The organism is Pseudomonas sp. GW821-FHT02C04 (genome assembly GCF_059421845.1).
Window position 1 is genome coordinate 192,198 of record NZ_JBWKVT010000005.1, and the last position, 24,748, is coordinate 216,945.

A 24,748-nucleotide genomic window follows, 5' to 3' on the forward strand; every position below is an offset into this window, starting at 1 on the left:
TGAGTTCCCGATCAGTCTGATCGGCGAGAACGGCTCACTGCTCACGGATACTTTGCGTCAACTTCAAAAAGCGCGGTACGACCGCCTCGGGCGGGGGCACCAGATCTTTCAGGCCGTCGGTGCCTTTCTGGAAAGTAACCATCTGCGCTGCGATCAGCGGGCTGGCGAGACCGCCGACATGGGCGATGGCGAACCAGGCGCGATCCTGCTCCGTAGTTTCCGGGCGAGGGTCCAGACGCCAGCCTTCGAGGGTGGTCATGCGATCGCCGATGTAGAACTTCTCCATGATCTTCGACTTTTTCCAGATATCGGCGTCGTAGCCGGGGCGGTAGTCGGTGTCGTAGGTGCCGTCGGTGGGTTTGGCGTGGTTGCCGAGTGAGGCGTTGATCAGGCTCATGATGACGTTGGGCGTGCTGGTGAAGCGCAGGCTGTTTTTGACGTTGAAACCGGTCTTGCCGTCGTCATGGATAAAACCGTAGGGCATACAGACCCCGGGGCCTTCGGGCACTTGATAGAGGTCGCGGGCTTCGAAGCGGGCGGCAAAGTCCTTGATCCGTTGTGCGGAGTTTTCGGCGGGTTTGTTCATGTTGAAGTAGAACACCCGATTGTTGCGCCAGAGCAGGAATTCGTAGGGCGTTTCTTTACTGCCCAGGACGTGGGAGTCGGGGATGCCCAGGTCGTGTTCGTATTTTTTGGTTTTTTTAATCCGCTCTTCCAGCTGAGTGATTCGGTTCTCCTGGGTTTTGACGATGTCGTCTGAGTACTTCATCTCCTTGATAGATGCCAACAGGTACTCGTTGGTCTTGAGATCGTCCTGCAGAGTTTTTTTATAGTGCTCGGTTTCGTAAACGATGGCGTTGCGTTCTCTGTCAAAACTTTCCCGTGTCGTGACGTCGCTGATTCTGATGGTCATTTCGTCATAGTCATAACTGACGTAGTCACCTACGGCATGAACATTTTTAGAGAATACATGGCCTCCTGCTCCTTTCATGTTGCTGCGTTCAATAGCAAACGTTGCCCATTCGAATGCTTCTGGCGATTCGAATCTGGTGCGTCCCAGGCATTCTTGCAAGGCAGGTTCAGCAAAGACTGATTGAGCTCCCAGCAGCAGGCAGGCGAAGGTAATGATAATCCGTGTCATGAACTGTGCTCATTTCGATGCGACGCTTCGCTCAAACTTGCGATGTGTACGTCGGATTTTTTGTCCTGATTGTGAGCAATGATTGTTAGGTTCAACCCTGATTCATTGTTCTCGCCCTTTGTCCAACAGATAGGTAAAGCGGTAATAAAACCCCTAACTCCAATGGGAGCAGGATACGTTTTCACACCAGCCAGAGTTTTGCTTTCCCAGAAGCCTTGCTCATGTGGCAATGGATCCGATATTTGGCCGCCTAGTTTCAAATGCAACGTTGAGCGATAAGTCCAGGTTGGCCAGATTGGGGATGGAAATCCATCTTGATACTGCTGAGCAGTTGAGGATTCGATTACTTGTGATTGATTGAAGTTGCGCGGAATGAAGTTAAAGGAGTATTCATATGCCTTGGAGTTGCTGGCGGCTTGAGTCTGAATGGCTCTCCAGGTCTTTTCAGCAGCAGGCTGATCGAGAACCTCGTCCGAAACAGTAAAGTGAGCCACAGGGCCATTTTGCTTCGCCTGACTCATTCCGAAGTGCTTCTTCCACAAATCCTTGCGCAATTTATTGATTGTCTTCCCTACCTTCTGGTTGTGCTTGCCGTCCAGCTTGGCTTCAGTCGATTCGCTATCGCGCACAATGACTGCCAGCTCAGAGTCACGTGTCCCGCATTGACTGCGGTCATTGATATTGGCGCTGCCGAGAATCGCCACCCGATCATCCGCGATCAACAACTTGCTGTGTACATAGATCTGTTCAGTAACCACGCGGTCGCCAAGCGTATCCCAAGTGCGCAGGTTGAGCAGGGTCAAATATTTTGACCAGTCCTGTTGGGCGTAGACGGGCTTTTTGTTGGTATCCACCCGCTCAATAATCTTCCCTGCCTCTTCCTTGCTCGCCCCGCGATCCATCATGTCCTTCATCGCCATGTGCCGTTGAATGCGTTTGACCAGACTCTGCTCACCAAACACCAGACTTTGCATGGTCAGGTGAATCTGGTGCATGAGGTTCAGCACATTCAGCGCGCCTTCCGGGTGCACCGGCAAAATCAGGTACACGTGAAAAGGACGGTTTTCGGCAATCGCCCGACCGATGCGGTCGGCCAGCGCCTTGCCGATGCTGTTGGTGAGCTTCTGTTCTTTCCCCAATTTCTGCGTCAGCCAGCCCTGTGCGTTGGTCTGCCAGATCGTCAGGAAACTTTTGAGAAAGGTGCGGGCCTCTTCGCCGGGTTCCTTGCTGATGGCGTTGACTTCTTTCCAGTCGATCTGGGTGAAGTCCTGGTTTTCCATCGCTTCACGCAATTTGATCCGGGCGACGAAATTCTCGTTCAAGGTGGACGGGTCGCGCAGGCTGGCCATCGGGCCGGACAGTGGCCGACCTTCTGCCAGTTCGCCCTCGTCACCGAAATCGGTCTGGAAGAACTGGTTCTCGATGTAGATGAAGTGCTGGGCACTGGAAATGGTCTGCAGCATGGCGCGCAGGCAGTTGTCCTGGACGCCGCCAACGTTGAAACCCTCGGGCAGCGGCAGGTTGACCTTGGCCAGGTTTCGCCCCTTGGCTTCCTGAGTGGTCATGGCGGCTGAAGCACTGCGCAATACCTGCACGCTGACCCCGCCTTGCGCGGTCTGCGGCGGTGTCGGCAGGGTCGGAGCCTGATCGATCCACACCGGTTTGGGCATTGGCAGTTTCAGGTTGATCTGATTGTTGAGGTCCAGGTGGTGGGGCAGGCCGGCGTCCCTGACCAGGGTGTTGACCCACTCCATCAGGGCGACGATGACAGTGGTCTTTTCCAGGCTCTTGATCTCGGCGATATAGGCCTGTTGTCCGTTCCAGCGGTCGATGAAGTTGCGCGACAGGTCGTACACCGACGGCCCTTCGATGCGGCTGTGAACGTCTTGCCACGGCATGCGCGGCTGGTCCTTGTCCAGCCGGCTGTAATCTGCCGAAGCCAGTGGCTGCGGTTTGTGTTTGAGATAGACAAAGGGCTCGCGGTGATTGGCCACGCGGTCTTGCAGCAATGCGTAAAAGTGCCCGAGCAATGAAGTGGTCAATTGGCCGATGTTGTTCAGCCAACCCATTTTCTCTGCGGGCATCGCGTCGTAACCCTTGTCGCAGAACATCGCGACAAGGCGGCCGAGATCGGTCGAATTCGTCCAGTTGTTGATCAGCTCGTAACTCTTCAGACGCAGCGAGGCCTGCAAATTGCCGGCGCTGGTTTCGACTTCGCGAATCCACACTTGAGCCTGACCCTTGAGCGGCTCGGCAAGCGGCAGACGTGTCCAGTTGTGTTTGATCAGCGCGGTGATATTGCGGATGGCCGCGTCGGTCAGATACTCCCTGGGCCTGGCCAAAGGATCGATGGAGGACACGGACTCCTTCAGACTTTTGCCAGCCTTCATTGCCCGATCCAGAACGGGAAGGGGCGGGCTGGCGAAGAAGTTCTGAATCGCCGCGACAGCGTTGATGAGGGTATCGCGACGCGGCAGCGCCAGTTTGACGTTGGTTTTTTCTGTGCCGATTGTCGTTTCGGCCAGCGGTTTGGACAAGTCGAACAGCGTGCCCAACAGCAGGCCGGCTCGACTGACGTGCTTGTTCATGTCCATCCAGCCCAGATGTGGAATCCCCGGGTTATACGCATCGTTTCCCTTGCGGTCGCTGGCATCCAGACTGAAGTTGTTGTCATCCCGACGCCCGTAGGCCAGGTCGATACCGCCGACATAACCGATCTTGTTGTCGATCACCACGCACTTCTGGTGATGGGAAAATGTCGAGCCCAGGCCCTTCATGTCGCTTTGCTGAATGGCCGGGGTGCAGAAGGCGCGCGGCACTTTCAGTCCGGCGTTGAGCTGGAAAACCGCGAGCATGGTTTCGAAGTCATGAGTGCCGACGCTTGCTGCCGGGCTCAGCCACGGCATGACGTAGATTTTCAGGCCGGGCTTTTTCAGGGCATTGCTCAGGCATTCCCACAAGGTTTGCTTGCCGTCCAGGGTGACGTCGTAGTTGACCTGCCAACCGGTAATGAAAATCGAGGATTCGGCCTTGGCGATTTCTTTGGCCAGATCCTTGTAGTAATCCTCGCCAGTGGTGAAAAAACGTACCTGGTTGCCACTGCGCTTGGGCGCGAAGGCAGATTTGTCCTGAATGAAAAAGTCCGGCGCATTCACCGCAGGCAGCGCTTTGCCGGCGGCCGTGTTGATCTGGCTGACTTCCTTGTGGCGAACGCCGTTGTAGGGGGTAGCGGAATCCGTCATGGTCATTCGTCCGTGCTGTGCAGTCGGCTGTACAGGTCGCCGTCGGTGAGCAAGTCCTGCTTGCTGCGTTCGTTGCTGGCGGTGTTGATGGTGCGGTGGCGGGTGCTGTCATGGAAGTCGAGGGCGGCGAGGGCGAAGCGTTCCTTGTCCGCGTCCGCCGGTTCGTCATGCAGGGCCACGGGCACGCGTTGCCCCGGATAGCACAGCCACAACGGGCCGGCTTCGGCATAGGCTTTCGAGAGTTTCAGGCGTTGCGGTTCGTCGATGTTGACGCGTCCGTTCTCGTCGGTCTGACCTTCGAGCAACGGCTCATCCACGCCGTCCTGGACGATCTGCCAGAGGGTGTGGGCCAGCGGGAAACCTTCATCGCCGGGCACATCGGTCAGGGTAATGTCGAAAAAGTATTCCCGTGGCTCGGGCTTGGTCGGTAATACGCCGGGTTGCGCGGACGCCATGAGATTGCCGGCCTTGGCCGAAGGAGCGGGAATCGGCAGCAGCGGCATCAGGATCGCAATTCCGGAGCCTGATCCGGCCGATCCCCCGGCGTTGATTTTCACCACTGGGCCGATCACGGTAATCCCGCCGCCGTCGAGTTTGATGAAGCTGCCGCCAGCCTGGAGGGTCAGTTCGCTGCCGGCCTCGATGACCATTTTGTCCCCGGCCTTGAGGTGGATTTCCTTGCCCACGCTGGTCAACTGAGCGGTGCCGAGTTTGATGTGCTGATCCTGGTTCACCGTCAGGTGATCGCTGGACTTCACTTCCACCTTGCGGTCGGAAATCGTGGTGCGGTGTTCTTCGGCCTTGAGCTCGGTGTAGGTGTTCTTCACCACGGTGTCGTGACGTTCGTTGCCAACGCGGATTTTCTGGTCGTGCTCGACGTTTTCATCCCAGTCGCGCTGGGCGTGGATGAAGATTTGTTCGGCGCCTTTTTTGTCTTCGATGCGCAGTTCGTTATAGCCACCGCCGCCCGGGGAGCTGAGGGTTTTGAAGACGCTGCGGGTTTTGTTCGCCGGGAGGGCGTAGGGCACCGGGTTTTCCTTGTGGTACAGGCAGCCGGTGACCAGTGGCTGATCGGGGTCGCCTTCGAGGAAGGTGACGAGGACTTCCATGCCGATGCGCGGGATGGAGATGGCGCCGTAGCGGTCGCCGGCCCAACTGCTGGAGACGCGCAGCCAGCAGCTGGTCTTGTCGTCGGCCTGGCCTTCGCGGTCCCAGTGGAATTGCACCTTGATGCGGCCGTATTGGTCGCAGTGGATTTCTTCGCCTTTGGGGCCGGTGACCATGGCGGTCTGGCTGCCGAGCACGCGGGGTTTCGGGTGTTCGAGGGCCGGGCGGTAGAACACGTCCCACGGGGTGGCGAGGAAGCGGTTGCGGTAGCCCTGGTGGAAGTCGTCCTTGTGGTCGGTGGTGTCGCTGGTCACCGATTCTTCGAGGACTTGCGGCTGTTTGCCTTCGTGGAAGATTTCGGTGAGCAGCCACAGGTCGTTCCACTCGCTGCGCGGGTGGTCGGACATTTCCATGAAGTGGCCGCTGACCAATTTGGTCTGATCGCTGCGACCCTCGGCCTGACGATAATCGGCGCGATGACGTTCGAGGGCGCGCTGACTGAGGAACTTGCCGCGCGCGCGGTCGATGAAGCGTCCGGGGTAGTCGTAGTCTTCGAGATCCGGTTCAGTGCTCTCGCCGTCGGGCCCGCTCTCTGGTTTAAACGCCGCCTCCATTTGCAGGCGCGGTTTTTCGAAGTCGTAATCACGGCGAGTGGTGCGGCTGGTGCGGGTTTCCAGACGCAGCCGGAAGCCTTTGATCACCGGCTCTTCGGCGACCATGCCGCTGCCCTGCACGTACGCGGTCGGCTGGCCGAGATTCGGGAACACGGTCTGGTCATCGCCGAACACCAGCAGGTGGCCTTTCGGGTTGTGCTGGAAGTGGTAGTGAATGCCTTCCTCTTCGCACAGACGCTGGACGAAGTGCAGGTCGGTTTCGTCGTACTGCACGCAGTAGTCGCGATCCGGGCACGGCTGGCTGAGCTGGAAGCTGTAGGCGTTGCCCTTGATGCCGTGCTCGTCGAGGATCAGCGCGATGATTTTCGGCGCCGACATCTGCTGGTAGATGCGCTGGTTGGTGCGGTGATGCAGGTATTGCAGCTGCGGCACCAGCGAAACCTTGTAGCGAGTCAGGCGCTTGCCGGCATCGCCCTGGGCGACACGGTAGATCTGGCCGTGGATGCCGGAGCCCTGAGGATCGAGGGCGAGGAACGCCTGTTTGTGCAGGAGCTGTTCCAGGTCCAGATCCGGGTTTTCGCTGACCAGCTCCAGGTCGAAACGGAATGGCTGGCTGATGCCTTCGGTGCCGGTGAACGACAGGACTTGCAGGTCGCAAACGTAGTCCTCAACGGTAAGGCTGAAGTGCGTTTCGTTGGCTGGACTGAACATTTGGCGCTCCTTGAGGTGAAACACAATCTCCTGAAAGTTCTAAAGCGGGCGAAAGCCTGATCCAGAACCGAAGCGGATCATAAAGGCTTAAAGTTGCGCAAAAAGTTGCGCACATGCCCTGAAGGCAACGGTTTATAAGGGCTGCTTGAAGTTGCTACGAGATATTTCTTGGCAAAGTGATATCACTTTTATTGATATTTCCAGGTGATTGTCGATCCCGTCAGGCAGTAGAGTGGAGCGCTGACAGGAGCCTGAGCGCAGGAAAACAGATGGCGAAGTTCTACGATGCCCGCGGCAATATCTATGGTGTGGTTTCACCCCGACAGGTGCGTGAGGCGGGCATCGACCTGCCGACCAGTGCCAAGGACGCCGCGTTATCCAGAGCTCTCTGGAGCGAGCAGGCCATAGAGACATTCTGCCAATGGCCTGACGCGATTCGTCCCGCCGGTGCCAAGCACCATCGCAGCGATGGCTTGCTGATCGGCCCGTTTCAATCGTCGCCACCCTTCGATCTGCTGATCGTCAACACAGATGGCACGCTGGCCGAGCGCAGGGGTAACGGTTTGACGATTTTCTCCCAGGCGCTGCTTGAACAAGGGTTGATGCCGAAAGAGGGCGCACCACTGCAGGTGCATCACGACAAACAGGATGCGCCGTCGCCCGTGCCGACCTCGGTCAAACCGGCTGAGGTGGCGGGCGTGCAAGGCTTCTGGCTGGATCTCGGGCAGCCTGGATTCGGTCCGGCAGCCGTCGCTGCGCTCGGTGTTGAACCTGTGCCGTTCAACGGTGTGGAAGTCAGTCGTGTTCGGCCGTTGGTGCAGCTCGATCCTGCCTGGGCGAACAGCCAGTTCGTACGCATCGGCAATCCCCACTGCGTGACGCTGGTGCAGGATGAAGCGGCACTGCCGAGTAACGCGCAGATGCTTGAAGCGCCGCTGACGGACAGTCTGACCGCAATCGCCTATGCCACACCTGTCGGCGCCGGCCAGCCGTGCCCGGCCGGGGTCAATCTGCAATGGGCGATGCGCGCAGGTGATCAACGCATCGTTGCGCGGGTGTTCGAGCGTGGTGAAGGGCCGACCGCGTCCTCCGGCACCAGCGCCAGTGCGGTGGCGTCTGCGGCGTGGCGGGCAGGCTGGGTGTCGGCGGGAGAAGTGAAGGTGGTGATGCCGGGCGGGACTGCGCCGATTTTACTGGAGTCGCAGGACGGCGAACTGACCGGCGTGCGTCTGTTCGGCACCGCGCATCAGACAAAAAGGTGAAGTCCCTTTCATGATCGTCCCCCCGGGAACGATGGATCCCTTGGACTTCACTGTGAGCCGGTTCGCTGCGGTTGTCGCCTGTCAGATCTGACAGGCCGGCTCTATCGTTTTGCGATAAGGCCGGCCCGATCCATAACCACGGCTCAACCCTCGACGAACTCCACCACCGGCATCTGCCGCTTCATCAACACCTTGCCGCCACGGATCGAATACAGCGGCAGGCCCTGGCTGCGGATCACTTCGTAATCGCTGTCCGCCGACAGAATCAGCAGGTTCGCCGGGCGGCCCTGTTCAAGACCGTAGCGCTCACCGAGGTGCATGGCCTTGGCGCTGTTGTCGGTGACCAGGTCCAGTGCGCTTTGCAGGTTGCGGTAACCGAGCATGTGGCAGATGTGCAGCCCGGCTTCGAGCACGCGCAGGATGTTGCCGTTGCCCAGTGGATACCATGGGTCGACGATCGAATCCTGACCGAAGCAGACGTTCATTCCGGCTTCAAGCAACTCGTTCACACGAGTCACGCCCCGGCGTTTCGGGAAGTTGTCGAAGCGGCCTTGCAGGTGAATGCTTTCGGTCGGGCAGGAAACAAAACTGATCCCCGAATGCCCGAGCAGGCGGAACAGTTTGGCGCAGTAGGCGTTGTCGTAGGAACCCATCGCCGTGGTGTGACTGGCTGTCACGAGCGCGCCCATGTCGCGGCTGCGGGCCTCTTCGGCCAGCACTTCGAGGAAGCGCGAGTGCGGGTCGTCGGTTTCGTCGCAGTGCACGTCCACCAGGCAACCGGTGCGCTCGGCCAGGTCCATCAGGAACTTCACCGAGCTGACGCCCTGATCGCGGGTGTATTCGAAATGCGGAATCCCGCCGACCACGTCCGCGCCCATGCGGATCGCTTCTTCCATCAGCTCGCGGCCATTGCGAAACGACTCGATGCCTTCCTGAGGGAACGCGACGATTTGCAGGTCGATCAGGTGACGGCTTTCTTCACGCACTTCGAGCATCGCCTTGAGCGCGGTGAGTTGCGGATCGGTGACGTCGACGTGGGTGCGCACGTGCTGGATGCCATGGGCGGCCAGGGACTGAATGGTTTTCTTGGCCCGGGCCTTGGTGTCTTCCTGGGTGATGGTGACCTTGCGCTCGCCCCAGCATTCGATGCCTTCGAACAGCGTGCCGCTCATGTTCCAGCGCGGCTCGCCGGCGGTCAGGGTGGCGTCGAGGTGAATGTGCGGTTCGACGAAGGGCGGCACCACCAGATTGCCGCCGGCGTCGAGGTCGTCGGGGCCCAGGGTCGGCGCTTCGGTCTGGCGCGCGATGCTGCGGATCAGGCCATCTTCCAGGTGCAATTCGTGCAGACCTTCCTGGTTGCGCAGTCGGGCGTTGATGATGTGCATCGGGCGAATCCTTTTATAGATCTTGTAGAGGGGCGGCCGCGTTGCGGGCGCCGAGCAGGCCGGTCACTGCGATATACGTTAACGCGGCAACGGCGATCCCGACCAGCGGCGCGACCCACGGCGAGCCGAACGCCGCGACGGTTCCGGCCGCGTAGGCCGCCAGCCCCGGCCAGTTGAACGCTGGCAGGCGCGCTTCGGACAGCCGTGGATATTGACCGCGCCAGCGGAAGAAAAAGTCCGCCATGATCACGCCGCCAATCGGCGGAATCACCGTGCCGAGCAGGATCAGATAAGGCACCAGCATGTCGTACATGCCGAGCAGCGCGAGCGCCGCGCCGATCACAGCACCGGCCAGGGTCACGGTCTTGCGGCGCCCGGTGCGCAGCAGGTTGCAACCGGCGACGGCGAAGTTGTAGATGGTGTTGTCCTGGGTGCTCCAGATGTTCAGCAACAGCATCGCCATCGCCGCCATGGCAAAGCCCTGCAACAGCAGCACTTCGACCACGTCGGGTTGTTGATAGACGATCGCGCCGTAAGCGCCGATCAACACCATCAGGCCGTTACCGATGAAAAAACCGATCAGGCTGGCTAGCACCGCGACCCGCGCCGAGCGGGAAAAACGCGTCCAGTTGGTGGCCTGGGTCGCGCCGCTGACGAAGGTGCCGAACACCAGCGTAATGGCGGTTGACCAATCCAGCGAACCGCTGGGCACGACGCTGAGCAAACCGTCGAGTCCGCCGACTTTCACGGTCGCGACCCACATCGACAGCATCAGCAGCAACATCATCGCCGGTACCGCGATGTACGACAGAATCTCCAGTCCGCGATAACCGACATACGCCGTGGCGCAGAACACCAGGCCGAACAGCACCATCAGCCCTAGCACCGTGCCTTCGTTCAGATCGAAATACTTGCCGAGCACCACCGCCGCCGTCGCGGTGCCCCAGGCGTACCAGCCGATCTGGGTGAACCCGAGAATCAGGTCGCTGAGCTTGCTGCCGACTTCGCCAAAACAGAAGCGCCCCATCAGCACCGAATTCAGGCCGCTCTTGAAGGCGATGTAACCGAGGCCTGCGGCGTACACGCCGAGTAGCAGGTTGCCGATGACGATCACGGCAAGCATTTCGCCGAAGTTGAACGCCACACCGAGCTTGCCGCCGGCAAACATGGTCGCGGTGAAGAAGGTGAAGCCCAGCAGCACCATCGCCGTCGAGGCCAGGCCTTTGCGCGCGTGCATCGGGACTTCACTGAGGGGGTAATCGTTGCCGGGATCGTTCTGCGTCATGGGGGCGTTCCTTGCTGGAAAGGGGAGGACGCGAAGAGGTTGCAGCGGTCGTGCCAAACGCAATGTTGCGGGTATTTATAGACGAGACACGGATGATCGGCGCGAAAGCAGTGCATTTGGCGCCGTACCGAACCATGGGGGAGCAGGCGTCCCCCACGAGGTCATGGGATTCGATCAGAGGAACCGCAGCAGTGCAGCAACGATGGCTTCAGGCGCATCTTCCTGCACCAGATGCCCGGCATTCGGGATCGGATGAAACTGTGATCCAGGGATCATCTGGTGCAAGGCCCGGCCGCGTTCAATGGGAATCCACTGATCCTCTTCGCCCCAGAGAATCTGCACCGGACAGCGAATCGTCGGGTACAGCGGCTGCACCTCCAGCGTATAGCGCTGGTCCATCTGCGCGATCTGCCGGTAGAACGCCGCTTGCCCCGGATCGTCCAGCCACGGCTGCACGTAGGGCGCCAGTTCATTATCCGGAATGTCACGATGAATCGCCCCACGAATGTAGGCCGGGACAATGGCGCGCTGGATGTAATCGGGCAGGCCGCTGAACGCCGCTTCATGCTGGCGCACGTGCTGCACGAACGGCGAGCCCCAGGGCGTCAGCGCGACCGGGTCGATCAGCGTCAGGGTGCGGTAATCCTTGCCGTTGAGCAGATGCGCGCGCAGGGCGGTGGCGCCGCCGAAGTCGTGGGCAACCACGTCCGGGCGTTGCAGGCCCCAGTGATCCAGCAGTTGCGCGAGCAATTCGTTCTGCACGCCCAGGGAGACATCGGCGTCCGGTTGCTCGGACCGCCCGTAGCCCAGCAGGTCGAAGTAATGCACCCGATGGCTGGCGAAAAAATGTGGCGCGATGCGGTGCCACACGTAAGAAGAGAAGGGTGTGCCGTGCACGAACACCAGCGGCGGGCCGTCGCCGCGGACCCCGTGGCGAATCTGTCGCCCGTTGAAATCAAAGACCTGATCCAGCAGCCAGTCCGTCATGGGCCTGTCCTCTTGGCGGGTTCGAGCCAAAAAGCATAGGCGTAAAAAAACCACCGGTCTCGGTGGTTTTTTGTGTCGCGGGATTTACTCGCCGCGATAGATGCAACCGCTGGTGCAGGTCTCGTGGATGCGGATCGCACTGAGTTCCGGCAGCAGGGGCTTCAACTCATTCCAGATGAACTTGGCCAGCACTTCGCTGGTCGGGTTCTCAAGGCCCGGAATATCGTTCAGGTAGTTGTGGTCCAGACGCTCGTACAGCGGCTTGAAAATCGCCTTGATCTCGGAGAAGTCACGGATCCAGCCGGTGTGCGGATCGAGGTCGCCGCTCAGGTGAATCGCGACTTTGAACGAGTGACCGTGCAGGCGTCCGCACTTGTGGCCGTCCGGCACGTGGGGCAGGCGGTGGGCGGATTCGAATGTGAACTCTTTGAAAATTTCCACAGTGATTTCAGCTCTGTTCAGATGGCGTTCGCCGCAGCGAATTCGGGCAGGCGGCGAGTTTACCAGCTTGTCCCCGGCTGTGCTGACTAAAGGGTCAGCAAGCGCTCGGCGAGGCGACCATTGGCAGCCAGTTCAAGGAACTCGTCGCCCAGCCGCCGGCTCTCGTCCATCGCCGCACGCCAGTATTTCTGCCGGCTCGGCGCATCGCCCATGAAGCGCTTGAAGTCGTTGCGGTCGGGGAGTTTGCCGTAGGGCAGACGCGCCAGGTATTCCTTGGACGGCGCGAGCAACAGCACGTCCTGCAGGCGTTCCACCGAGGCTTTGCGCCAGGGCAGGGTCTTGTCGAACCAGCCCGGAATCACCCGGTCGGTGAAGTGCGGATAGAGCACGATGCCGTCGCCGTTGTAGGGCAGGTCGAGGTGATAGTCGAGCAGACCGCCGTCGCGGAAGGTGCCGGCACCGGCGCCCGGCAGGTCGCGCACGCCTTCCATGACCATCGGGATCGAACCGGACGCCAGCAGCGCCTGACGCAGGTTGCCGGCATCGAGGGCAACGAAGCGCGACGGGAAGTCATTCAGCGCATGCACCGGCGGCGCCAGGCGCGGGTCGTGGATGATCAGCCGTTCGAAGTGCCGCGACAGCCGCGCACGGCCTCGCAGGTTGTCGGCGATCACCGAACCTAGCGCCAGTCCGAGCCGGCCGCGATGATCGTCCGCCAGCCGCCCGTGGCTTTTGACCACCATGATGTTCAAGCGGTAATGAGCGTTGTCGAGCAGTACCGCATCGCGACCGTCGAGCAGGTCATCGAGCATGCGCTGCGAACTGCGGCTGACGTCGCCAATGGTCACGCCTTTGTTGAAGTTCTGCTCGGTGTACAGATGACCGAGGCGGCGAATGCCTTCGGCGGCGTCCGGCAGACAGGCACTGGCGAAGCGCCAGGAACCCACAGACGCACCGATCAGCGAGCGCTCGCGCGGTGCGGCCGGCAGCCACTCGCCGAACAGCGCCAGATCCAGCCCCTGAATCCCCAACGCCTTCGGCCCACCAGCAGCGCCGGGCAGCGTGCCGACGTCGGCGGCGTTCAGGCCTTGAGCACGAATGCGTGCCATGGCGCGCGGGCCAGCCTTGAGGGTGAGGGCAGGGAACTTGATGTGGATGGCTGTCATACCGGTCTCGATCGTTAGCAAGCGAAGAATTATAAACACATGTTGCCGGCCCTGCAGGAGCGGGCCCGATGATGGCCATTCAGTTTCAGTTAAGTTCGCACCGTTATGGTGCCGACCGTAGCGACACATAAAACACGGAGACACCATGAAAACCCTGACTGCCCTGAGCCTCGCCTCGTTCATCGGTCTGAGCGCCAGCCTCGCCCATGCCCGCGATCTTGGCCCGGACGAAGCCCTGCGCCTGCGTGACGCTGGTACTATCGTGTCCTTCGAGAAGCTCAATGCCACGGCGCTGGCCAGGCATCCGGGTTCCACCATTACCGACTCCGAGCTGAAAGAGAAGTACGGCAAGTACCTCTACCAGGTCGACTTGCGTGATCCGCAGGGGCTGGAATGGGACGTGGAATTGGACGCCGTCAGCGGGCAAGTGCTCAAGGATCATCAGGATACGTAATGAAGCTTAATGCTCGCGCCGCCAGTCGAACTGCGTTGGCGCTTTTGATTGTCTGCTCGGCGGTGGTGGCCCGCGACCTCGACCAGGACGAGGCCCTGCGCCTGCGTCAGCAGGGGGTGATTCTGCCGCTGGAGCAAGTGCTGCATAACGCGCTGGATCGCTACCCCGGCGCGAAACTGCTGGAAGTCGAGCTGGAAGAAAAACACGACGTCTACATTTACGAAGTCGAGTTGCTGACCGTCGACGGTGTGACACGCGAGCTGCATCTCGAGGCCGCCACCGGCCGTTTACTGAAAGACAAGGAAGATTGATCGATGCGTTTGCTTCTGGTGGAAGACCACGTTCCTCTGGCCGATGAGCTGATCGCCGGCCTGCAACGCCAGGGCTACGCCGTGGACTGGCTGGCGGACGGCCGTGATGCGGTCTATCAGGGCCGCAGCGAGCCGTACGACCTGATCGTTCTCGATCTCGGTCTGCCGGGTGTGCCGGGCCTTGAAGTGCTGGCGCAATGGCGCGCCGGCGGGCTGGCGACGCCGGTGCTGATCCTCACGGCCCGCGACTCATGGGCCGAGCGCATCGAAGGCCTGAAGGCCGGTGCCGACGATTACCTGACCAAACCCTTCCACCCGGAAGAACTGCATTTGCGCATTCAGTCGCTGCTGCGCCGCTCCAAGGGGCAGGCCAACCAGCCGACACTCAAGGCCGCAGGGCTGCATCTGGACGAGGGCCGGCAGTGCGTCGTGCGTGACGGCGCCGATATTCAACTGACCGCCGCCGAGTTTCGCCTGCTGCGCTACTTCATGCTGCACCCGGAGCAGATCCTTTCCAAAAGCCATCTCGCTGAACACCTCTACGATGGTGAAACCGAGCGCGACTCCAACGTGCTCGAAGTCCACGTCAACCACCTGCGCCGCAAACTCGGCAAAAGCGTGATCGAAACCCGTCGCGGCCAGGGTTATCTGTTTGGCGGACAAGCTTCGTGAGATCGATCCAGCGCCGCTTGAGCCTGGGTCTGATCAGCGTGATGGTGATCGTCGGCCTGGTGCTGGCGCAAACCAGCCTGTGGCTGTTCGAAGTGGGGTTGCAGCGTTACCTCGAAGCCGGCCTGCGCAATGACAGCGAGAGCCTGGTGGTGGCGTTGGTCCGTGGCCCGCAAGGTTTGCAACTGGACGAGCGGCACTTGTCGCCGGCCTATCAGCGGCCGTTTTCCGGGCATTACTTCCGCATCGATTTCGCCGAGAGTCACTGGCGCTCCCGTTCGTTGTGGGATCAGGAACTGCCACTGCTTGAACGGCCAGGCCTGCACAGCAACCTGCAACTGGGGCCGGACGGCCAGCAACTGTTGGTGCTGCGTTCAGACTACAAACGGCTCGGCCAGTCGATCTCGATCAGCGTGGCCCAGGATTACACGCCGGTGCGCGAGAGCTTCCAGCGCATGCGTCAGATTGGACTGGGGCTCGGGCTGGCCGGGTTGTTGCTGATCCTGATCCTGCAGCGACTGACCGTGCACCGCGCCTTGCGCCCACTGGAAAAGGCTCGCGAGCAAATCGCCCAGTTGCAACAGGGCCAGCGTTCACAACTTGACGAGCAGGTGCCGGCAGAACTGGAACCGCTGGTGGCGCAGATCAACCACCTGTTGGCGCACACCGAAGACAGCCTCAAGCGTTCGCGCAATGCCTTGGGCAACCTCGGGCATGCACTGAAAACTCCATTGGCGGTGCTGCTGAGCCTGGCTTCGAACGAAAAGCTCGACGCCCATCCCGAGTTGCGGAGGATTCTCAAGGAACAACTGGAGCAGGTACAGCAACGGCTGAACCGCGAGCTCAATCGTGCGCGGCTTTCCGGCGATGCGCTGCCGGGGGCGCTGTTCGATTGTGATGCGGAACTGCCGGGGCTGCTGGCGACGTTGAACATGATTCACGGCGAACACCTGGCGTTGAGCTACGTCGCGCCGACCGGGCTGCAATTGCCGTGGGACCGTGAGGATCTGTTGGAATTGCTCGGCAACCTGCTGGACAACGCCTGCAAATGGGCGGATGCCGAGGTACGTCTGAGCGTGGTGGAGACGGCGGAAGGTTTTGTGCTGAGTGTGGAAGACGACGGGCCGGGGATTCCCGAGGCGCAGCGTGATCAGGTGTTCAGTCGGGGGGCGCGGCTGGATGAGCAGACCCATGGGCATGGGTTGGGGCTGGGGATTGTGCGGGATATTGTTGAGACATGGGGCGGGGTTTTGGTGTTGGGGGAGAGTGAGTGGGGCGGGTTGAAGGTGGAGATTCAGTTGCCTCGGCGGTGAACCCGCTCCCACAGAGATCTGTGGTGAGCGGGTTTAAGCGTCAGACCCGGAACTGATCCATAAGACTCTGCTGCTGATTCGCCAGGCTATTGAGCGACTGACTCACCCGCGCCGATTCATTCGCCTGCCCCGACAGCGATTCCGTCACATCACGAATCGTCGCCACGTTGTTGTTGATCTCTTCGGCCACTGCGCTCTGCTCCTCGGCGGCGCTGGCGATCTGCAGGTTCATGTCGCTGATCACCGTCACCGCGTCGCCGATCTGGCGCAGCGCGGTCACGGCCTGGCCGACCTGTTCGACGCTGCCCTGAGCCTGACGATGGCTGTTGCCCATCGAACCGACCACGTCCTGGGTGCCGCTTTGCAGTTGCTCGATCACCTGGCGGGTTTCTTCCACCGATTCCTGGGTGCGGCGAGCGAGGTTGCGCACTTCGTCGGCCACCACCGCAAAGCCACGTCCGGCTTCACCGGCCCGGGCGGCTTCGATGGCAGCGTTGAGCGCCAACAGGTTGGTCTGTTCGGCGATGGCGCGGATGGTTTCCAGCACCGCGCCGATTTTCTCGCTGTTGGCGGCCAGGCCTTCGACCTGGATCATCGCCGCGCTCATGTCGGCGGCGAGGTGGTCGATGCTGGCGGTGGTGCGGTCGATCACGGTCAGGCCCTGACGGGTGGCGCGATCGGCGTCCTTGGCCGCTTCGGCGGCTTGCGCGGCGCTGCGGGCCACGTCCTGGGCGGTAGCGCTCATTTCGTGGGACGCGGTGGCGACCTGATCGACCTGACGGTATTGCTGTTCCATGCCGGCGCTGGTCTGGGTGGCGATGGCCGAGGACTGGTCGGCGGTGTTGCGCGCGTCCTGCACCGAGCGTTTCACTTCGGCGATGATCGGTTGCAGCTTGTCGAGGAAGCGGTTGAACCAACCGGCCAACTGACCGAGCTCGTCTTTCTTGTCATAGGCCAGACGACGGGTCAGGTCGCCTTCGCCGCTGGCAATGTCTTCGAGCATGTGGGCCACGCCGAGGATCGGTTTGGTCACGCTGCGTGCCATCAGCCACACCAGCAGCAGGCCGACCAGCGCGGCGAGCACGCCCAGGCTCAGTTCGATCAGCGTGCCGGAGGTGTTGCTGGCATCCAGTTGTTGCTTGAGCGCTTCGGCGCGACTCACCAGCACTTTCTCCGGCACATCGAGCAGCACGCCCCACGACGGGCCACCGGGAATCGGCTGGAACGGCGACAGCACTTTCAGCTGCGCGTTGCTGTGCAGGCTGCTGACGGTGTGGCTCGAAGCGAGCAGGCGCAGCAGCTCGGCGCCGCTGGTGGTGTCCACGGCATCCAGGCGCTGGCTGAGTTTGTTGGCGTCCGGGCTGTAACCGGCGAGCAGGCCGGCGGGGCTGATGATGCTCACGGCGGTCTGGCCGTCATAGAGCTTCTTGCTGGCGCTCTGGCTGATCGCTTGCAGGCTGTTGAGGTTGATGTCCACCGACAGCGAGGCGATGACTTTGCCGTTGACCATCAGCGGGAACACGATGCTGGTCATCAGCACCTTTTGTCCGTCGATCACGTAGAAGTACGGTTCGATCACGCACGGCTTGAGCGTGGTGCGCGGGCAGGTGAACCAGGCATTGGCAGCCTGGCCGCTGGGGCCGGTGCTGGTGTCGGCCATGTCGCTTTCCGGCAGTGCCATCGAGGTCACTTTGCCCGGCGTCGGCTGCGACCAGTACAGGGCGAAGCGGCCCTTGTCGTTGCTGCCCAGTTCGGCCTGGCCGGCAAACAGTTCATCCTTGCCGTCCAGCGCGTTGGCTTCGAACACCAGCGACAGACCGAGCAATTCCGGGTTGGCCTGCAGCGCCGATTTCACCTGACGGGTCATGTCTTCGCGCAGGTCGAAGGCGTCGAGGAAGCGCTTCTCGGCCTGTTCACGCAAGAACAGCACCTGACGCGAGAAGCCATGGCCATATTGATAGGCGTCCATGAACTGCTGGCGAATGCCCGCGGCCTGAACCTCGCCCTGGGATTCGATGCGAGCCTGGGCCGACTCGGTGAGCATTTCCATGCTCGAAGCTTTTACCAGTTCAGAACTGTGCTCCATGCGATACAGCGAAAGACCCACCAACAGGGTCACGATACCGGCCAGGCAGAGCCCGGCGAGCAGGGTGATTTTCCATTGGATGGAAAGTTGTCTGAGCGACATGGAGACGTCCTTATTCGATAAATATCTGAGACTTTGCACTGTAACGGCCGCGTTTCGACTTTCTTTATGGCGCAAATGCAATATGGCGAATTGACGCACGTTGTGGCCGATATGCCGCCGTCGCCAGTTTGATCATGGAAAGTTACACAGTGTCGCGACCGGTCGCTTTGACACTGCGCCCGCTCTGCGGCACAGTGCGCGCCCTTCTAATAAGACCCTCTATGCAAATCCGCTGGCGACCCTCGTGGCTTGCCGGCCGGACTCATCCTGTCTGGCGGTGAATGGCTTTACCGTCGTGTTTTTGAGGTAGTGAAATGAATGCAGTGATTGCTGCGGTCGGCGTCATGCTGATCCTCAGCCTGTCCCGTGTGCATGTGGTGATCGCGTTGATCGTCGGTGCGCTGGTCGGTGGCCTGACTGGCGGCCTGGGCATCGACGCCACGCTCAAGGCGTTCAACAGTGGCCTGGGCGGTGGGGCGACGGTGGCGTTGTCCTACGCGTTGCTCGGCGCTTTCGCGGTGGCGATTGCCAAGTCCGGACTGGCCCATGCGCTGGCCGACAAGGCCCTGGCAATGGTCGACCGTCAGCATGCGACCGGGGGCGGCAGCGTCAAATGGCTGCTGATCGGTCTGTTGTGGGTGGTGGCGATTGCTTCGCAGAACATCCTGCCGATCCACATCGCGTTCATTCCGTTGCTGGTGCCGCCGCTTCTATATGTACTGACCAAGCTGCAACTGGATCGCCGGCTGATCGCCTGCGTCATGACCTTCGGCCTGATCACGCCGTACATGGTGTTTCCGGTCGGCTTCGGCAACATCTTCCTCAACCAGATCCTGCTGGCCAACGTCAGCAAGGCCGGCGTGGACATCAGCCAGGTCAACGTCATGCATGCGATGGCGATCCCGGCGGCGGGCATGGTGTTCGGCCTGTTGATGGCGGTGTTCTTCAGCTACCGCAAGAAGCGCGTCTATGACCTGGAAAAGATCGAGCAGGTGGAGCAGGTCAGCGTCGCCTATAACCCGATGACGATCGGCATCGCCGGTCTGGCCATCGCGGCGGCGTTCATTATTCAGTTGCTGCTGGATTCGATGATTATCGGGGCGCTGGCCGGGTTCCTGATCTTCTCGGCGTCGGGCATCGTCAAGTGGCGCGAGACTGACGGGCTGTTCACTGAAGGCATGAAGATGATGGCGATGATCGGCTTCATCATGATCGCCGCCTCGGGTTTTGCCGAAGTGCTGAAGGCCACCGGCGAGGTGCGCACGCTGGTCGAAAGCGCAGCGGCGCAGATCGATCACAGCCAGGCGATTGGTGCGTTGCTGATGTTGCTGGTGGGGCTGATGGTGACCATCGGTATCGGTTCGTCGTTCTCCACGGTGCCGATTCTGGCGGCGATTTTCGTGCCGCTGTGCGTGCAGCTGGGTTTCAGCCCGATGGCGATTGTCTGCATCGTCGGCACGGCCGGTGCTCTGGGCGACACCGGTTCGCCAGCCTCGGACTCGACCCTCGGCCCGACCTCCGGCCTGAACATCGACGGCCAGCATCACCACATCTGGGACACCGTGGTGCCGACCTTCCTGCACTACAACCTGCCGCTGCTGGCGGCCGGCTGGATGGCCGCGATGGTCCTGTAACACCCACTCTGATCGTTCCCACGTCGAGGCGTCGAACCGTCCGCGTGGGAACGCCTCTTGGGACGCGGAGCGTCCCGGGCTGCATTCCCACGCAGAGCGTGAGAACGATCTGAACGATCTGGTTAAGACTCAGCTCAACTTTTGCTTTCGCGTGCCGTTAACGCCTTTAACCACGCCAATAAAACCAAAAGAGTGAGCACCCATGCGCCTGAGTCTCAAGGCTAAAGTCCTGTCCCTTGCCGTCCTTCCGGTCTTGCTCTTTGCGCTGGTGATCAGCCTGACCACGCTGTTCATCCTCCAGGAGCAGGCGCACAAGGAAGTCGAACAGACCCGCGAACGCCTGCTCGGTGACGCCAAGGCCACCCTGGCCAGTTATGTCGCGGTGGCCATGACCACCATCAAACCGTTGTACGACGCTGCCGCCCCCGGTGACGCCGACGCGCGGGCGCAGGTGATCAAACTGCTGTCGAGCATCAAGTACGGCAAGGACGGCTACTTCTTCGGCTACGACTCCGAGACCGTGCGCCTGTTCAAGTCCACCGACCCCGACGGCGTGGGCAAGAGCTTCAAGGACAACCGCGACCCGAACGGCGTCTACGTCAACCGCGATCTGGTGAAGGTGGCGAAGGACGGTACTCACTACCTGCAATACAGCTCGCCGTTGCCGGGTAACGCGCAGGTGCTGGTGCCGAAACTCGGCTACACCGAATACCTGCCGAAGTGGGACATGGCGTTCGGTACCTCGGTCAACCTCGACGGCATCGAGGCGCAAGTGGCGCTGGTTCAGGCCCAGGTGCAGGAGCGCATGGAAGGCGTGGTGCTGAGCATCGTCGGCGTGGCGGTGATCGTGTTGTTGGTGATTGCGGTGGCGGGGCTGGTGCTGGCCAATACCATTCTGCGGCCGCTGACCCTGATGAAAGCCAACCTCGACGACATCGCCGCGGGTGAGGGCGACCTGACTCGTCGCCTGACCATCACCAGTCAAGATGAACTCGGCGAACTGGCCGGCTCGTTCAACCGCTTCGTCGACAAGATCCACGGCCTGGTGCGGCAAATCACCGAGATGACTTCGCAACTGACCGGTCTGGTGACGCAAGTCTCGGATCAGGCCCAGCGCTCCGATCAGGCCATGGAACGTCAGCGCCACGAGACCGATCAGGTCGCCACGGCAATCAACGAAATGTCCGCCGCCGCGCAAGAAGTCGCCAAGAGCGCACAGAACGCCGCCGTCGCTGCACAGCAGACCGACGAAGAAGGCCAGACCGCCAAACGCGTGGTGGCCGGCAGCATCAAGCAGATTCATGCGCTGGTGGACGACATCCGCAGCAGCGGCGTGTCCCTCGACAGCCTGCAGCAGGACGTGTCGTCGATTGTCGGCGTACTCGGGGTGATCCGCTCGATCGCCGAACAGACCAACTTGCTGGCACTCAACGCCGCGATTGAAGCAGCACGGGCCGGTGAGGCCGGGCGCGGGTTTGCGGTGGTGGCGGACGAGGTGCGGGCGCTGGCGTCACGCACGCAGATCAGCACTCAGGAAATTCAGGGGATGATTGATCGCTTGCAGGCCGGTACGCAGTCGGCGGTCGAGGCGATGCGCCGTTCCAGTGAAGCGGGTGACGGCACGTCTGCCCAGGCCAATCAGGCGGGGGCGTCGCTGGATGCCATGGCGGATTTGATCGCGACCATCAACTCGATGAACGCGCAGATTGCCAGTGCCGCCGAAGAGCAAACCGCTGTGGCGGAAGAGATCAACCGCAGCGTGCATCAGATTGCGGTGGCGGTGGATAACGTGGCGGATGAGACACAGTTGGGGGCGCAGACGTCGCGCAGTCTGGCGGATTTGGGGCAGCGGTTGGGCAAACTGGTCGGCCAGTTCAGGATCTGATGGCGTTGCTGGGACAGACCGTCATGGTCTGTCCCAATAAGGAACTTCCCCAAAACACTCAACAAAGAAATCAATCACTGTTCGCACCTTCACCGACAATCGCCGACTCCCCGGCCACAGCACCGCAATCTGCTGCGGCTCGACACTGTTTGACACCTGATAATCCCCCAGCACCGGCACCAGCGTGCCTTCGCGAACCGCCTCGCCGATCAGCCATGACGGAAACATCACTAGCCCCAAACCCTGTTCGGCAGCTTGGGTCAGGGTGTCCGCATGGTTGCCGGTGATCGGGCCCTTGACCGAATACGCTGTCCACTCGCCCTGACCCTGACGGAAAAACCAGCGCTGTTGGCCGGTCGCGCCCTTATAGGCCAGGCACTGGTGGCGGGCGAGGTCTTCGGGGTGCTGCGGTGTGCCGAAGCGCGTGAGATACGCCGGGCTGGCCGCGACCTGAAAGCGGTGCGGTGCGAGGATCCGCGCCTGCATGCTTGAGTCGTGCAGCGGGCCGATGCGGAACAGCAGGTCGGCGCCTTCTTGCAGCGGGTCGATGTAGTGGTCGGTCTGCTGGATGTCCAGTTGCAGCTTCGGATAGCGCTCGCACAAACGGCCGAGCCACGGTGTCAGGTGGCGCTGGCCGAACACCACCGGGGCGTTGATCCGCACCAGTCCGGTCGGTTCGCTTTGCTGTTCCTGCAACGCCTGTTCGGCTTCCTCCAGTTGCACCAGCACCAGCCGCGCGTGGTGACCGAGCATGCGCCCGGCCTCGGTCGGCGTCACCGCGCGGGTGTGGCGGTAGAGCAGTTGCTGGTTCATCGCCTGTTCCATCAGTTGGATCTGCCGGGAAATCGAGGAGGGCGCTACGCCCTCGCGGCGGGCGACTTCGGAAAAACTGCCGTGATCGAGCACCGCCACAAACAGCCTTAGCGCCTTGAATCCCAGTTCGTTGAGCCCGTGCATGGTCGATCCTGCTGTGCGAGTTGCGCAAAAGTGTTGTCCGGATGCTCCCATTTATCGCACAGCTGCGCCAGCCGATAATCCGCGCCATCGTTTCCTTCAGAGGTTTTTGTAGATGCAGTCGTTTGATGAAGTGAGTGCTGCGCCGGCACCTGTCGCCCGGCCGGGTTTGCGCTTGTTGCTGTTGCCGTTGGTGATTCTCGCCGGCATGGGTTTGTCGGTGGAGGCGGGGTTGCTCGGGCCGTTGGGTGAGCAGGTCGGGCACCTGTGGGCGACCTTGAGCATTTTCGGGGTTGGCTCGGCGATTCTGTTTTTGCTGTTGCTGTTTGCGGGGCCTCAGAAGGGGCCGGCGCTGACCGATCTGCCGCGCTGGCAGTTGATCGGCGGGTTTCTGGGGCCGATGTATGTGGTGGTGCTGACGCTGGCGACGCCGCATATCGGGATTGCGATGACCATGATCGCGATCCTGTCGGGGCAGGTGGGCAAGAGTGTGCTGATTGACCATTTCGGTTGGTTTGGGGCTACGCGCAAGAAGGTCAATGCCGAGCGGTGGCTGGCGTTGGGGTTGATTGTGGCGGCACTGGTTTTGATTGCGCGGGGGTGAAGTGATGAGTCTGGTTATTTTGTTGGCGGTGGTGGTGTTGGCCGGTGCGGTGTTGAGTGTGCAGGCGGCGATCAATGGGCGTCTGGGTGAAACCGTCGGCGTTCTGCGCAGCAGTTTGTTGACGTTTGTGGTGGGGGCAGTTTCGACGGGGTTGTTGATTCTGTTTTTTGAGCCTGCGCAGGTGGTGAGTTTGTTGGAGGTGCCAAAGTGGCAGTTGAGCGGAGCGTTGTTTGGGGTGGTTTATATGATGGTGATGGTGGGGGCGGTGCCTCGGGTGGGGACTGCGGTGGCGACGGTGGCGGTGATTGTCGGGCAGTTGGGGATGGGGATGTTGATTGATAATTTTGGGTGGTTGGGGAATCCGGCGATTGAGCTTTCTTCGAGTCGGGTTTTGGCGATGGTTTGTTTGGGGTTGGCGTTGGTGTTTATGTATCGCAGTAGCGTGCGGGGGGTTGATTGAGTACATATCCGTTGCTGCGGTAACGGCTTCTTAGGGTTCCGCCCTTACGGCGGGTCACTTTTGGCAAACGCCCCAAAAGTAACCAAAAGGTCTGTGCCCTGACGTACGGCCCTCGCTGTGGCTCGGGTTCCTTCGCTCCGGGATTGATCCGGGGGCATCGCCTACGGTTTGCTTCGCTGCACCTCCTCTCGATGCATGCGGCTTCGCCGCACGGTCGCTGCGCTCCCACCCCCGGATCAATCCCTCCACTCAGCCTGCCGACGGGCCTGTGCGTCAAAAGCGGTACTCGAGCTAACGCTCATCGTGGTGAGTGGTGAGTGGTGAGTGGTGAGTGGTGGGGGAGTGAGTGGTTTGGTTGTTGGGTTGTTGGGTTGTTTTCACCTTCTACACTGGTAGCACGGCTTGTTCTTTCAGCCTCAGACAACCACCACCAAAGGAGTCTGTTCCATGGCAGATAGAAAATGCGATTGCCCAGGATGTCGTTGCACGATCAAGGAGGGTGAGCATTCTTATGTGGCGCACGGTAAGCATTATTGCTGTGAGGCCTGCGCGCACCATCACAAAAGTGGCGAGGAGTGTTCTGGCAAGGGTTGCCAGTGCGCGCACCCGAAATAACGGACTGTATGAAACAGTGGAGCCTAGTCAGGCTCCACTTCCAGTTTCAGGCTGTCGTCGTCCAGGCGTTCGGTGTGGCGGACGGTGCCTTGCAGGCGTCGGCCTTCGACTCGGACGTCGACGGTTGTGGCCTGTTCGAGGTCTTCCGGCTGTGGGGCCGGGACGCGCAGGGCGAAGCAGTAGGGGTCGTTTTCGACGGGTTCCAGGCCAACCGGGCAGTCGATGCTTCTGGTGACTCGGCCGGATACGGTGTCCAGGCTGTAGTCCAGGTGCGCCGGGCTGCTGATGGTCGTCATGTGTGTTCCCCCGAATTAGTCCCC

General features: G+C 61.0%; 21 protein-coding genes and 1 pseudogene. 10 read left to right on the forward strand and 12 right to left on the reverse strand.

What is annotated here, in order from left to right; all coding sequences use genetic code 11:
• Window positions 1–34: 34 nt before the first annotated feature.
• From AC07VV_RS19545 to AC07VV_RS19555, 3 genes are read right to left on the reverse strand one after another with little or no spacing between them, the layout of a single operon-like run.
• Window positions 35–1,141 (reverse strand): hypothetical protein, encoded by a 1,107-nt coding sequence (locus tag AC07VV_RS19545; RefSeq protein ID WP_495037181.1) that lies wholly within the window; start codon window positions 1,139–1,141, stop codon window positions 35–37.
• Entirely contained in the window at window positions 1,138–4,383 is a 3,246-nt protein-coding gene (locus tag AC07VV_RS19550) for a phospholipase D-like domain-containing protein (protein ID WP_495037182.1), read from the reverse strand. Before AC07VV_RS19550 ends, AC07VV_RS19545 begins: the two co-directional genes overlap by 4 nt.
• Before the next feature lie 2 nt (window positions 4,384–4,385).
• On the reverse strand, window positions 4,386–6,815 hold the full coding sequence (locus AC07VV_RS19555) for a type VI secretion system Vgr family protein (RefSeq protein ID WP_495037183.1): 2,430 nt from the start codon (window positions 6,813–6,815) through the stop codon (window positions 4,386–4,388).
• 269 nt (window positions 6,816–7,084) lie between these two features.
• Here AC07VV_RS19555 and AC07VV_RS19560 point away from each other — a divergent pair, with 269 nt between their 5' ends.
• Entirely contained in the window at window positions 7,085–8,077 is a 993-nt protein-coding gene (locus AC07VV_RS19560) for a diaminopimelate epimerase (protein WP_495037184.1), read from the forward strand.
• Between the two features lie 143 nt (window positions 8,078–8,220).
• Here the strand turns inward: AC07VV_RS19560 and codA are convergent, their stop codons facing one another.
• The 5 genes from codA to AC07VV_RS19585 all read right to left on the reverse strand — a co-directional run bounded on the left by codA (window position 8,221) and on the right by AC07VV_RS19585 (window position 13,341).
• Window positions 8,221–9,462 carry a cytosine deaminase gene (gene codA / locus AC07VV_RS19565; RefSeq protein WP_495037185.1) on the reverse strand — a complete coding sequence of 414 codons (1,242 nt, stop codon included), beginning with the start codon at window positions 9,460–9,462 and terminating at the stop codon, window positions 8,221–8,223.
• Between the two features lie 13 nt (window positions 9,463–9,475).
• Complete coding sequence (gene codB, locus AC07VV_RS19570) at window positions 9,476–10,747, reverse strand: cytosine permease (protein ID WP_495037186.1); 1,272 nt, start codon at window positions 10,745–10,747, stop codon at window positions 9,476–9,478.
• A 174-nt stretch (window positions 10,748–10,921) separates the two neighbouring features.
• A complete protein-coding gene (locus AC07VV_RS19575) occupies window positions 10,922–11,734 on the reverse strand; it encodes an alpha/beta fold hydrolase (RefSeq protein WP_495037187.1) in 813 nt (270 codons plus the stop codon).
• An 84-nt stretch (window positions 11,735–11,818) separates the two neighbouring features.
• Window positions 11,819–12,175, reverse strand: coding sequence for a 6-carboxytetrahydropterin synthase QueD (gene queD / locus AC07VV_RS19580; protein ID WP_007955941.1), 357 nt, complete (start codon window positions 12,173–12,175; stop codon window positions 11,819–11,821).
• 86 nt (window positions 12,176–12,261) lie between these two features.
• A complete protein-coding gene (locus AC07VV_RS19585) occupies window positions 12,262–13,341 on the reverse strand; it encodes a patatin-like phospholipase family protein (RefSeq protein ID WP_495037188.1) in 1,080 nt (359 codons plus the stop codon).
• Window positions 13,342–13,486: 145 nt separating this feature from the next.
• Here AC07VV_RS19585 and AC07VV_RS19590 point away from each other — a divergent pair, with 145 nt between their 5' ends.
• Genes AC07VV_RS19590 through AC07VV_RS19605 form a run of 4 tightly spaced genes read left to right on the forward strand, consistent with a single transcriptional unit; the run spans window position 13,487 to window position 16,088 of the window.
• Window positions 13,487–13,795 carry a PepSY domain-containing protein gene (locus tag AC07VV_RS19590; protein ID WP_495037189.1) on the forward strand — a complete coding sequence of 103 codons (309 nt, stop codon included), beginning with the start codon at window positions 13,487–13,489 and terminating at the stop codon, window positions 13,793–13,795.
• Entirely contained in the window at window positions 13,795–14,106 is a 312-nt protein-coding gene (locus tag AC07VV_RS19595) for a PepSY domain-containing protein (protein WP_249489970.1), read from the forward strand. Before AC07VV_RS19590 ends, AC07VV_RS19595 begins: the two co-directional genes overlap by 1 nt.
• A 3-nt stretch (window positions 14,107–14,109) precedes the next feature.
• Window positions 14,110–14,778, forward strand: a complete 669-nt coding sequence (locus tag AC07VV_RS19600) for a response regulator transcription factor (protein WP_114884224.1) — start codon at window positions 14,110–14,112, stop codon at window positions 14,776–14,778.
• The gene (locus tag AC07VV_RS19605) at window positions 14,775–16,088 is read left to right on the forward strand and encodes an ATP-binding protein (protein ID WP_495037190.1); all 1,314 of its coding nucleotides are present in this window, start codon (window positions 14,775–14,777) and stop codon (window positions 16,086–16,088) included. Before AC07VV_RS19600 ends, AC07VV_RS19605 begins: the two co-directional genes overlap by 4 nt.
• 40 nt (window positions 16,089–16,128) lie before the next feature.
• On the opposite strand, the gene AC07VV_RS19610 is transcribed toward AC07VV_RS19605, so the two are convergent.
• Together AC07VV_RS19610 and AC07VV_RS19615 are read right to left on the reverse strand one after the other, a co-directional pair.
• On the reverse strand, window positions 16,129–16,884 hold the full coding sequence (locus AC07VV_RS19610; RefSeq protein ID WP_404943238.1) for a methyl-accepting chemotaxis protein: 756 nt from the start codon (window positions 16,882–16,884) through the stop codon (window positions 16,129–16,131).
• Between the two features lie 102 nt (window positions 16,885–16,986).
• A pseudogene (locus AC07VV_RS19615) lies at window positions 16,987–18,276 on the reverse strand (cache domain-containing protein); the annotation flags it as partial.
• Between the two features lie 314 nt (window positions 18,277–18,590).
• On the opposite strand from AC07VV_RS19615, the gene AC07VV_RS19620 reads away from it, so the two are divergent.
• Together AC07VV_RS19620 and ctpM are read left to right on the forward strand one after the other, a co-directional pair.
• Window positions 18,591–19,910: a Na+/H+ antiporter family protein gene (locus tag AC07VV_RS19620; RefSeq protein ID WP_495037191.1), complete on the forward strand. Its 1,320-nt coding sequence runs from the start codon at window positions 18,591–18,593 to the stop codon at window positions 19,908–19,910.
• A gap of 202 nt (window positions 19,911–20,112) precedes the next feature.
• Window positions 20,113–21,795 (forward strand): methyl-accepting chemotaxis protein CtpM, encoded by a 1,683-nt coding sequence (ctpM, locus tag AC07VV_RS19625; RefSeq protein WP_495037192.1) that lies wholly within the window; start codon window positions 20,113–20,115, stop codon window positions 21,793–21,795.
• Window positions 21,796–21,816: 21 nt separating this feature from the next.
• Here ctpM and AC07VV_RS19630 read toward each other — a convergent pair whose 3' ends face one another.
• The gene (locus tag AC07VV_RS19630; RefSeq protein WP_495037193.1) at window positions 21,817–22,752 is read right to left on the reverse strand and encodes a LysR family transcriptional regulator; all 936 of its coding nucleotides are present in this window, start codon (window positions 22,750–22,752) and stop codon (window positions 21,817–21,819) included.
• Between the two features lie 112 nt (window positions 22,753–22,864).
• Here AC07VV_RS19630 and AC07VV_RS19635 point away from each other — a divergent pair, with 112 nt between their 5' ends.
• From AC07VV_RS19635 to AC07VV_RS19645, 3 genes are all read left to right on the forward strand, one after another.
• Window positions 22,865–23,353 (forward strand): DMT family transporter, encoded by a 489-nt coding sequence (locus tag AC07VV_RS19635; RefSeq protein WP_039770247.1) that lies wholly within the window; start codon window positions 22,865–22,867, stop codon window positions 23,351–23,353.
• Between the two features lie 4 nt (window positions 23,354–23,357).
• Window positions 23,358–23,813 carry a DMT family transporter gene (locus tag AC07VV_RS19640; protein WP_493091927.1) on the forward strand — a complete coding sequence of 152 codons (456 nt, stop codon included), beginning with the start codon at window positions 23,358–23,360 and terminating at the stop codon, window positions 23,811–23,813.
• A gap of 447 nt (window positions 23,814–24,260) precedes the next feature.
• Window positions 24,261–24,428, forward strand: a complete 168-nt coding sequence (locus tag AC07VV_RS19645; protein WP_074689145.1) for a metallothionein — start codon at window positions 24,261–24,263, stop codon at window positions 24,426–24,428.
• Window positions 24,429–24,451: 23 nt separating this feature from the next.
• Here the strand turns inward: AC07VV_RS19645 and AC07VV_RS19650 are convergent, their stop codons facing one another.
• Window positions 24,452–24,724, reverse strand: coding sequence for a hypothetical protein (locus tag AC07VV_RS19650; protein WP_493073182.1), 273 nt, complete (start codon window positions 24,722–24,724; stop codon window positions 24,452–24,454).
• Window positions 24,725–24,748: the final 24 nt, after the last annotated feature.

What these genes read in the sequence shown, in the direction of transcription:
- AC07VV_RS19545 (WP_495037181.1), bottom strand. Translation starts at nt 1,141, where the DNA reads ATGACACGGATTATCATTACCTTCGCCTGCCTGCTGCTGGGAGCTCAA.
- AC07VV_RS19550 (WP_495037182.1), bottom strand. Translation starts at nt 4,383, where the DNA reads ATGACGGATTCCGCTACCCCCTACAACGGCGTTCGCCACAAGGAAGTC.
- AC07VV_RS19555 (WP_495037183.1), bottom strand. Translation starts at nt 6,815, where the DNA reads ATGTTCAGTCCAGCCAACGAAACGCACTTCAGCCTTACCGTTGAGGAC.
- AC07VV_RS19560 (WP_495037184.1), top strand. Translation starts at nt 7,085, where the DNA reads ATGGCGAAGTTCTACGATGCCCGCGGCAATATCTATGGTGTGGTTTCA.
- codA (WP_495037185.1), bottom strand. Translation starts at nt 9,462, where the DNA reads ATGCACATCATCAACGCCCGACTGCGCAACCAGGAAGGTCTGCACGAA.
- codB (WP_495037186.1), bottom strand. Translation starts at nt 10,747, where the DNA reads ATGACGCAGAACGATCCCGGCAACGATTACCCCCTCAGTGAAGTCCCG.
- AC07VV_RS19575 (WP_495037187.1), bottom strand. Translation starts at nt 11,734, where the DNA reads ATGACGGACTGGCTGCTGGATCAGGTCTTTGATTTCAACGGGCGACAG.
- AC07VV_RS19585 (WP_495037188.1), bottom strand. Translation starts at nt 13,341, where the DNA reads ATGACAGCCATCCACATCAAGTTCCCTGCCCTCACCCTCAAGGCTGGC.
- AC07VV_RS19590 (WP_495037189.1), top strand. Translation starts at nt 13,487, where the DNA reads ATGAAAACCCTGACTGCCCTGAGCCTCGCCTCGTTCATCGGTCTGAGC.
- AC07VV_RS19595 (WP_249489970.1), top strand. Translation starts at nt 13,795, where the DNA reads ATGAAGCTTAATGCTCGCGCCGCCAGTCGAACTGCGTTGGCGCTTTTG.
- AC07VV_RS19600 (WP_114884224.1), top strand. Translation starts at nt 14,110, where the DNA reads ATGCGTTTGCTTCTGGTGGAAGACCACGTTCCTCTGGCCGATGAGCTG.
- AC07VV_RS19610 (WP_404943238.1), bottom strand. Translation starts at nt 16,884, where the DNA reads ATGGAACAGCAATACCGTCAGGTCGATCAGGTCGCCACCGCGTCCCAC.
- AC07VV_RS19620 (WP_495037191.1), top strand. Translation starts at nt 18,591, where the DNA reads ATGAATGCAGTGATTGCTGCGGTCGGCGTCATGCTGATCCTCAGCCTG.
- ctpM (WP_495037192.1), top strand. Translation starts at nt 20,113, where the DNA reads ATGCGCCTGAGTCTCAAGGCTAAAGTCCTGTCCCTTGCCGTCCTTCCG.
- AC07VV_RS19630 (WP_495037193.1), bottom strand. Translation starts at nt 22,752, where the DNA reads ATGCACGGGCTCAACGAACTGGGATTCAAGGCGCTAAGGCTGTTTGTG.
- AC07VV_RS19635 (WP_039770247.1), top strand. Translation starts at nt 22,865, where the DNA reads ATGCAGTCGTTTGATGAAGTGAGTGCTGCGCCGGCACCTGTCGCCCGG.
- AC07VV_RS19640 (WP_493091927.1), top strand. Translation starts at nt 23,358, where the DNA reads ATGAGTCTGGTTATTTTGTTGGCGGTGGTGGTGTTGGCCGGTGCGGTG.
- AC07VV_RS19645 (WP_074689145.1), top strand. Translation starts at nt 24,261, where the DNA reads ATGGCAGATAGAAAATGCGATTGCCCAGGATGTCGTTGCACGATCAAG.
- AC07VV_RS19650 (WP_493073182.1), bottom strand. Translation starts at nt 24,724, where the DNA reads ATGACGACCATCAGCAGCCCGGCGCACCTGGACTACAGCCTGGACACC.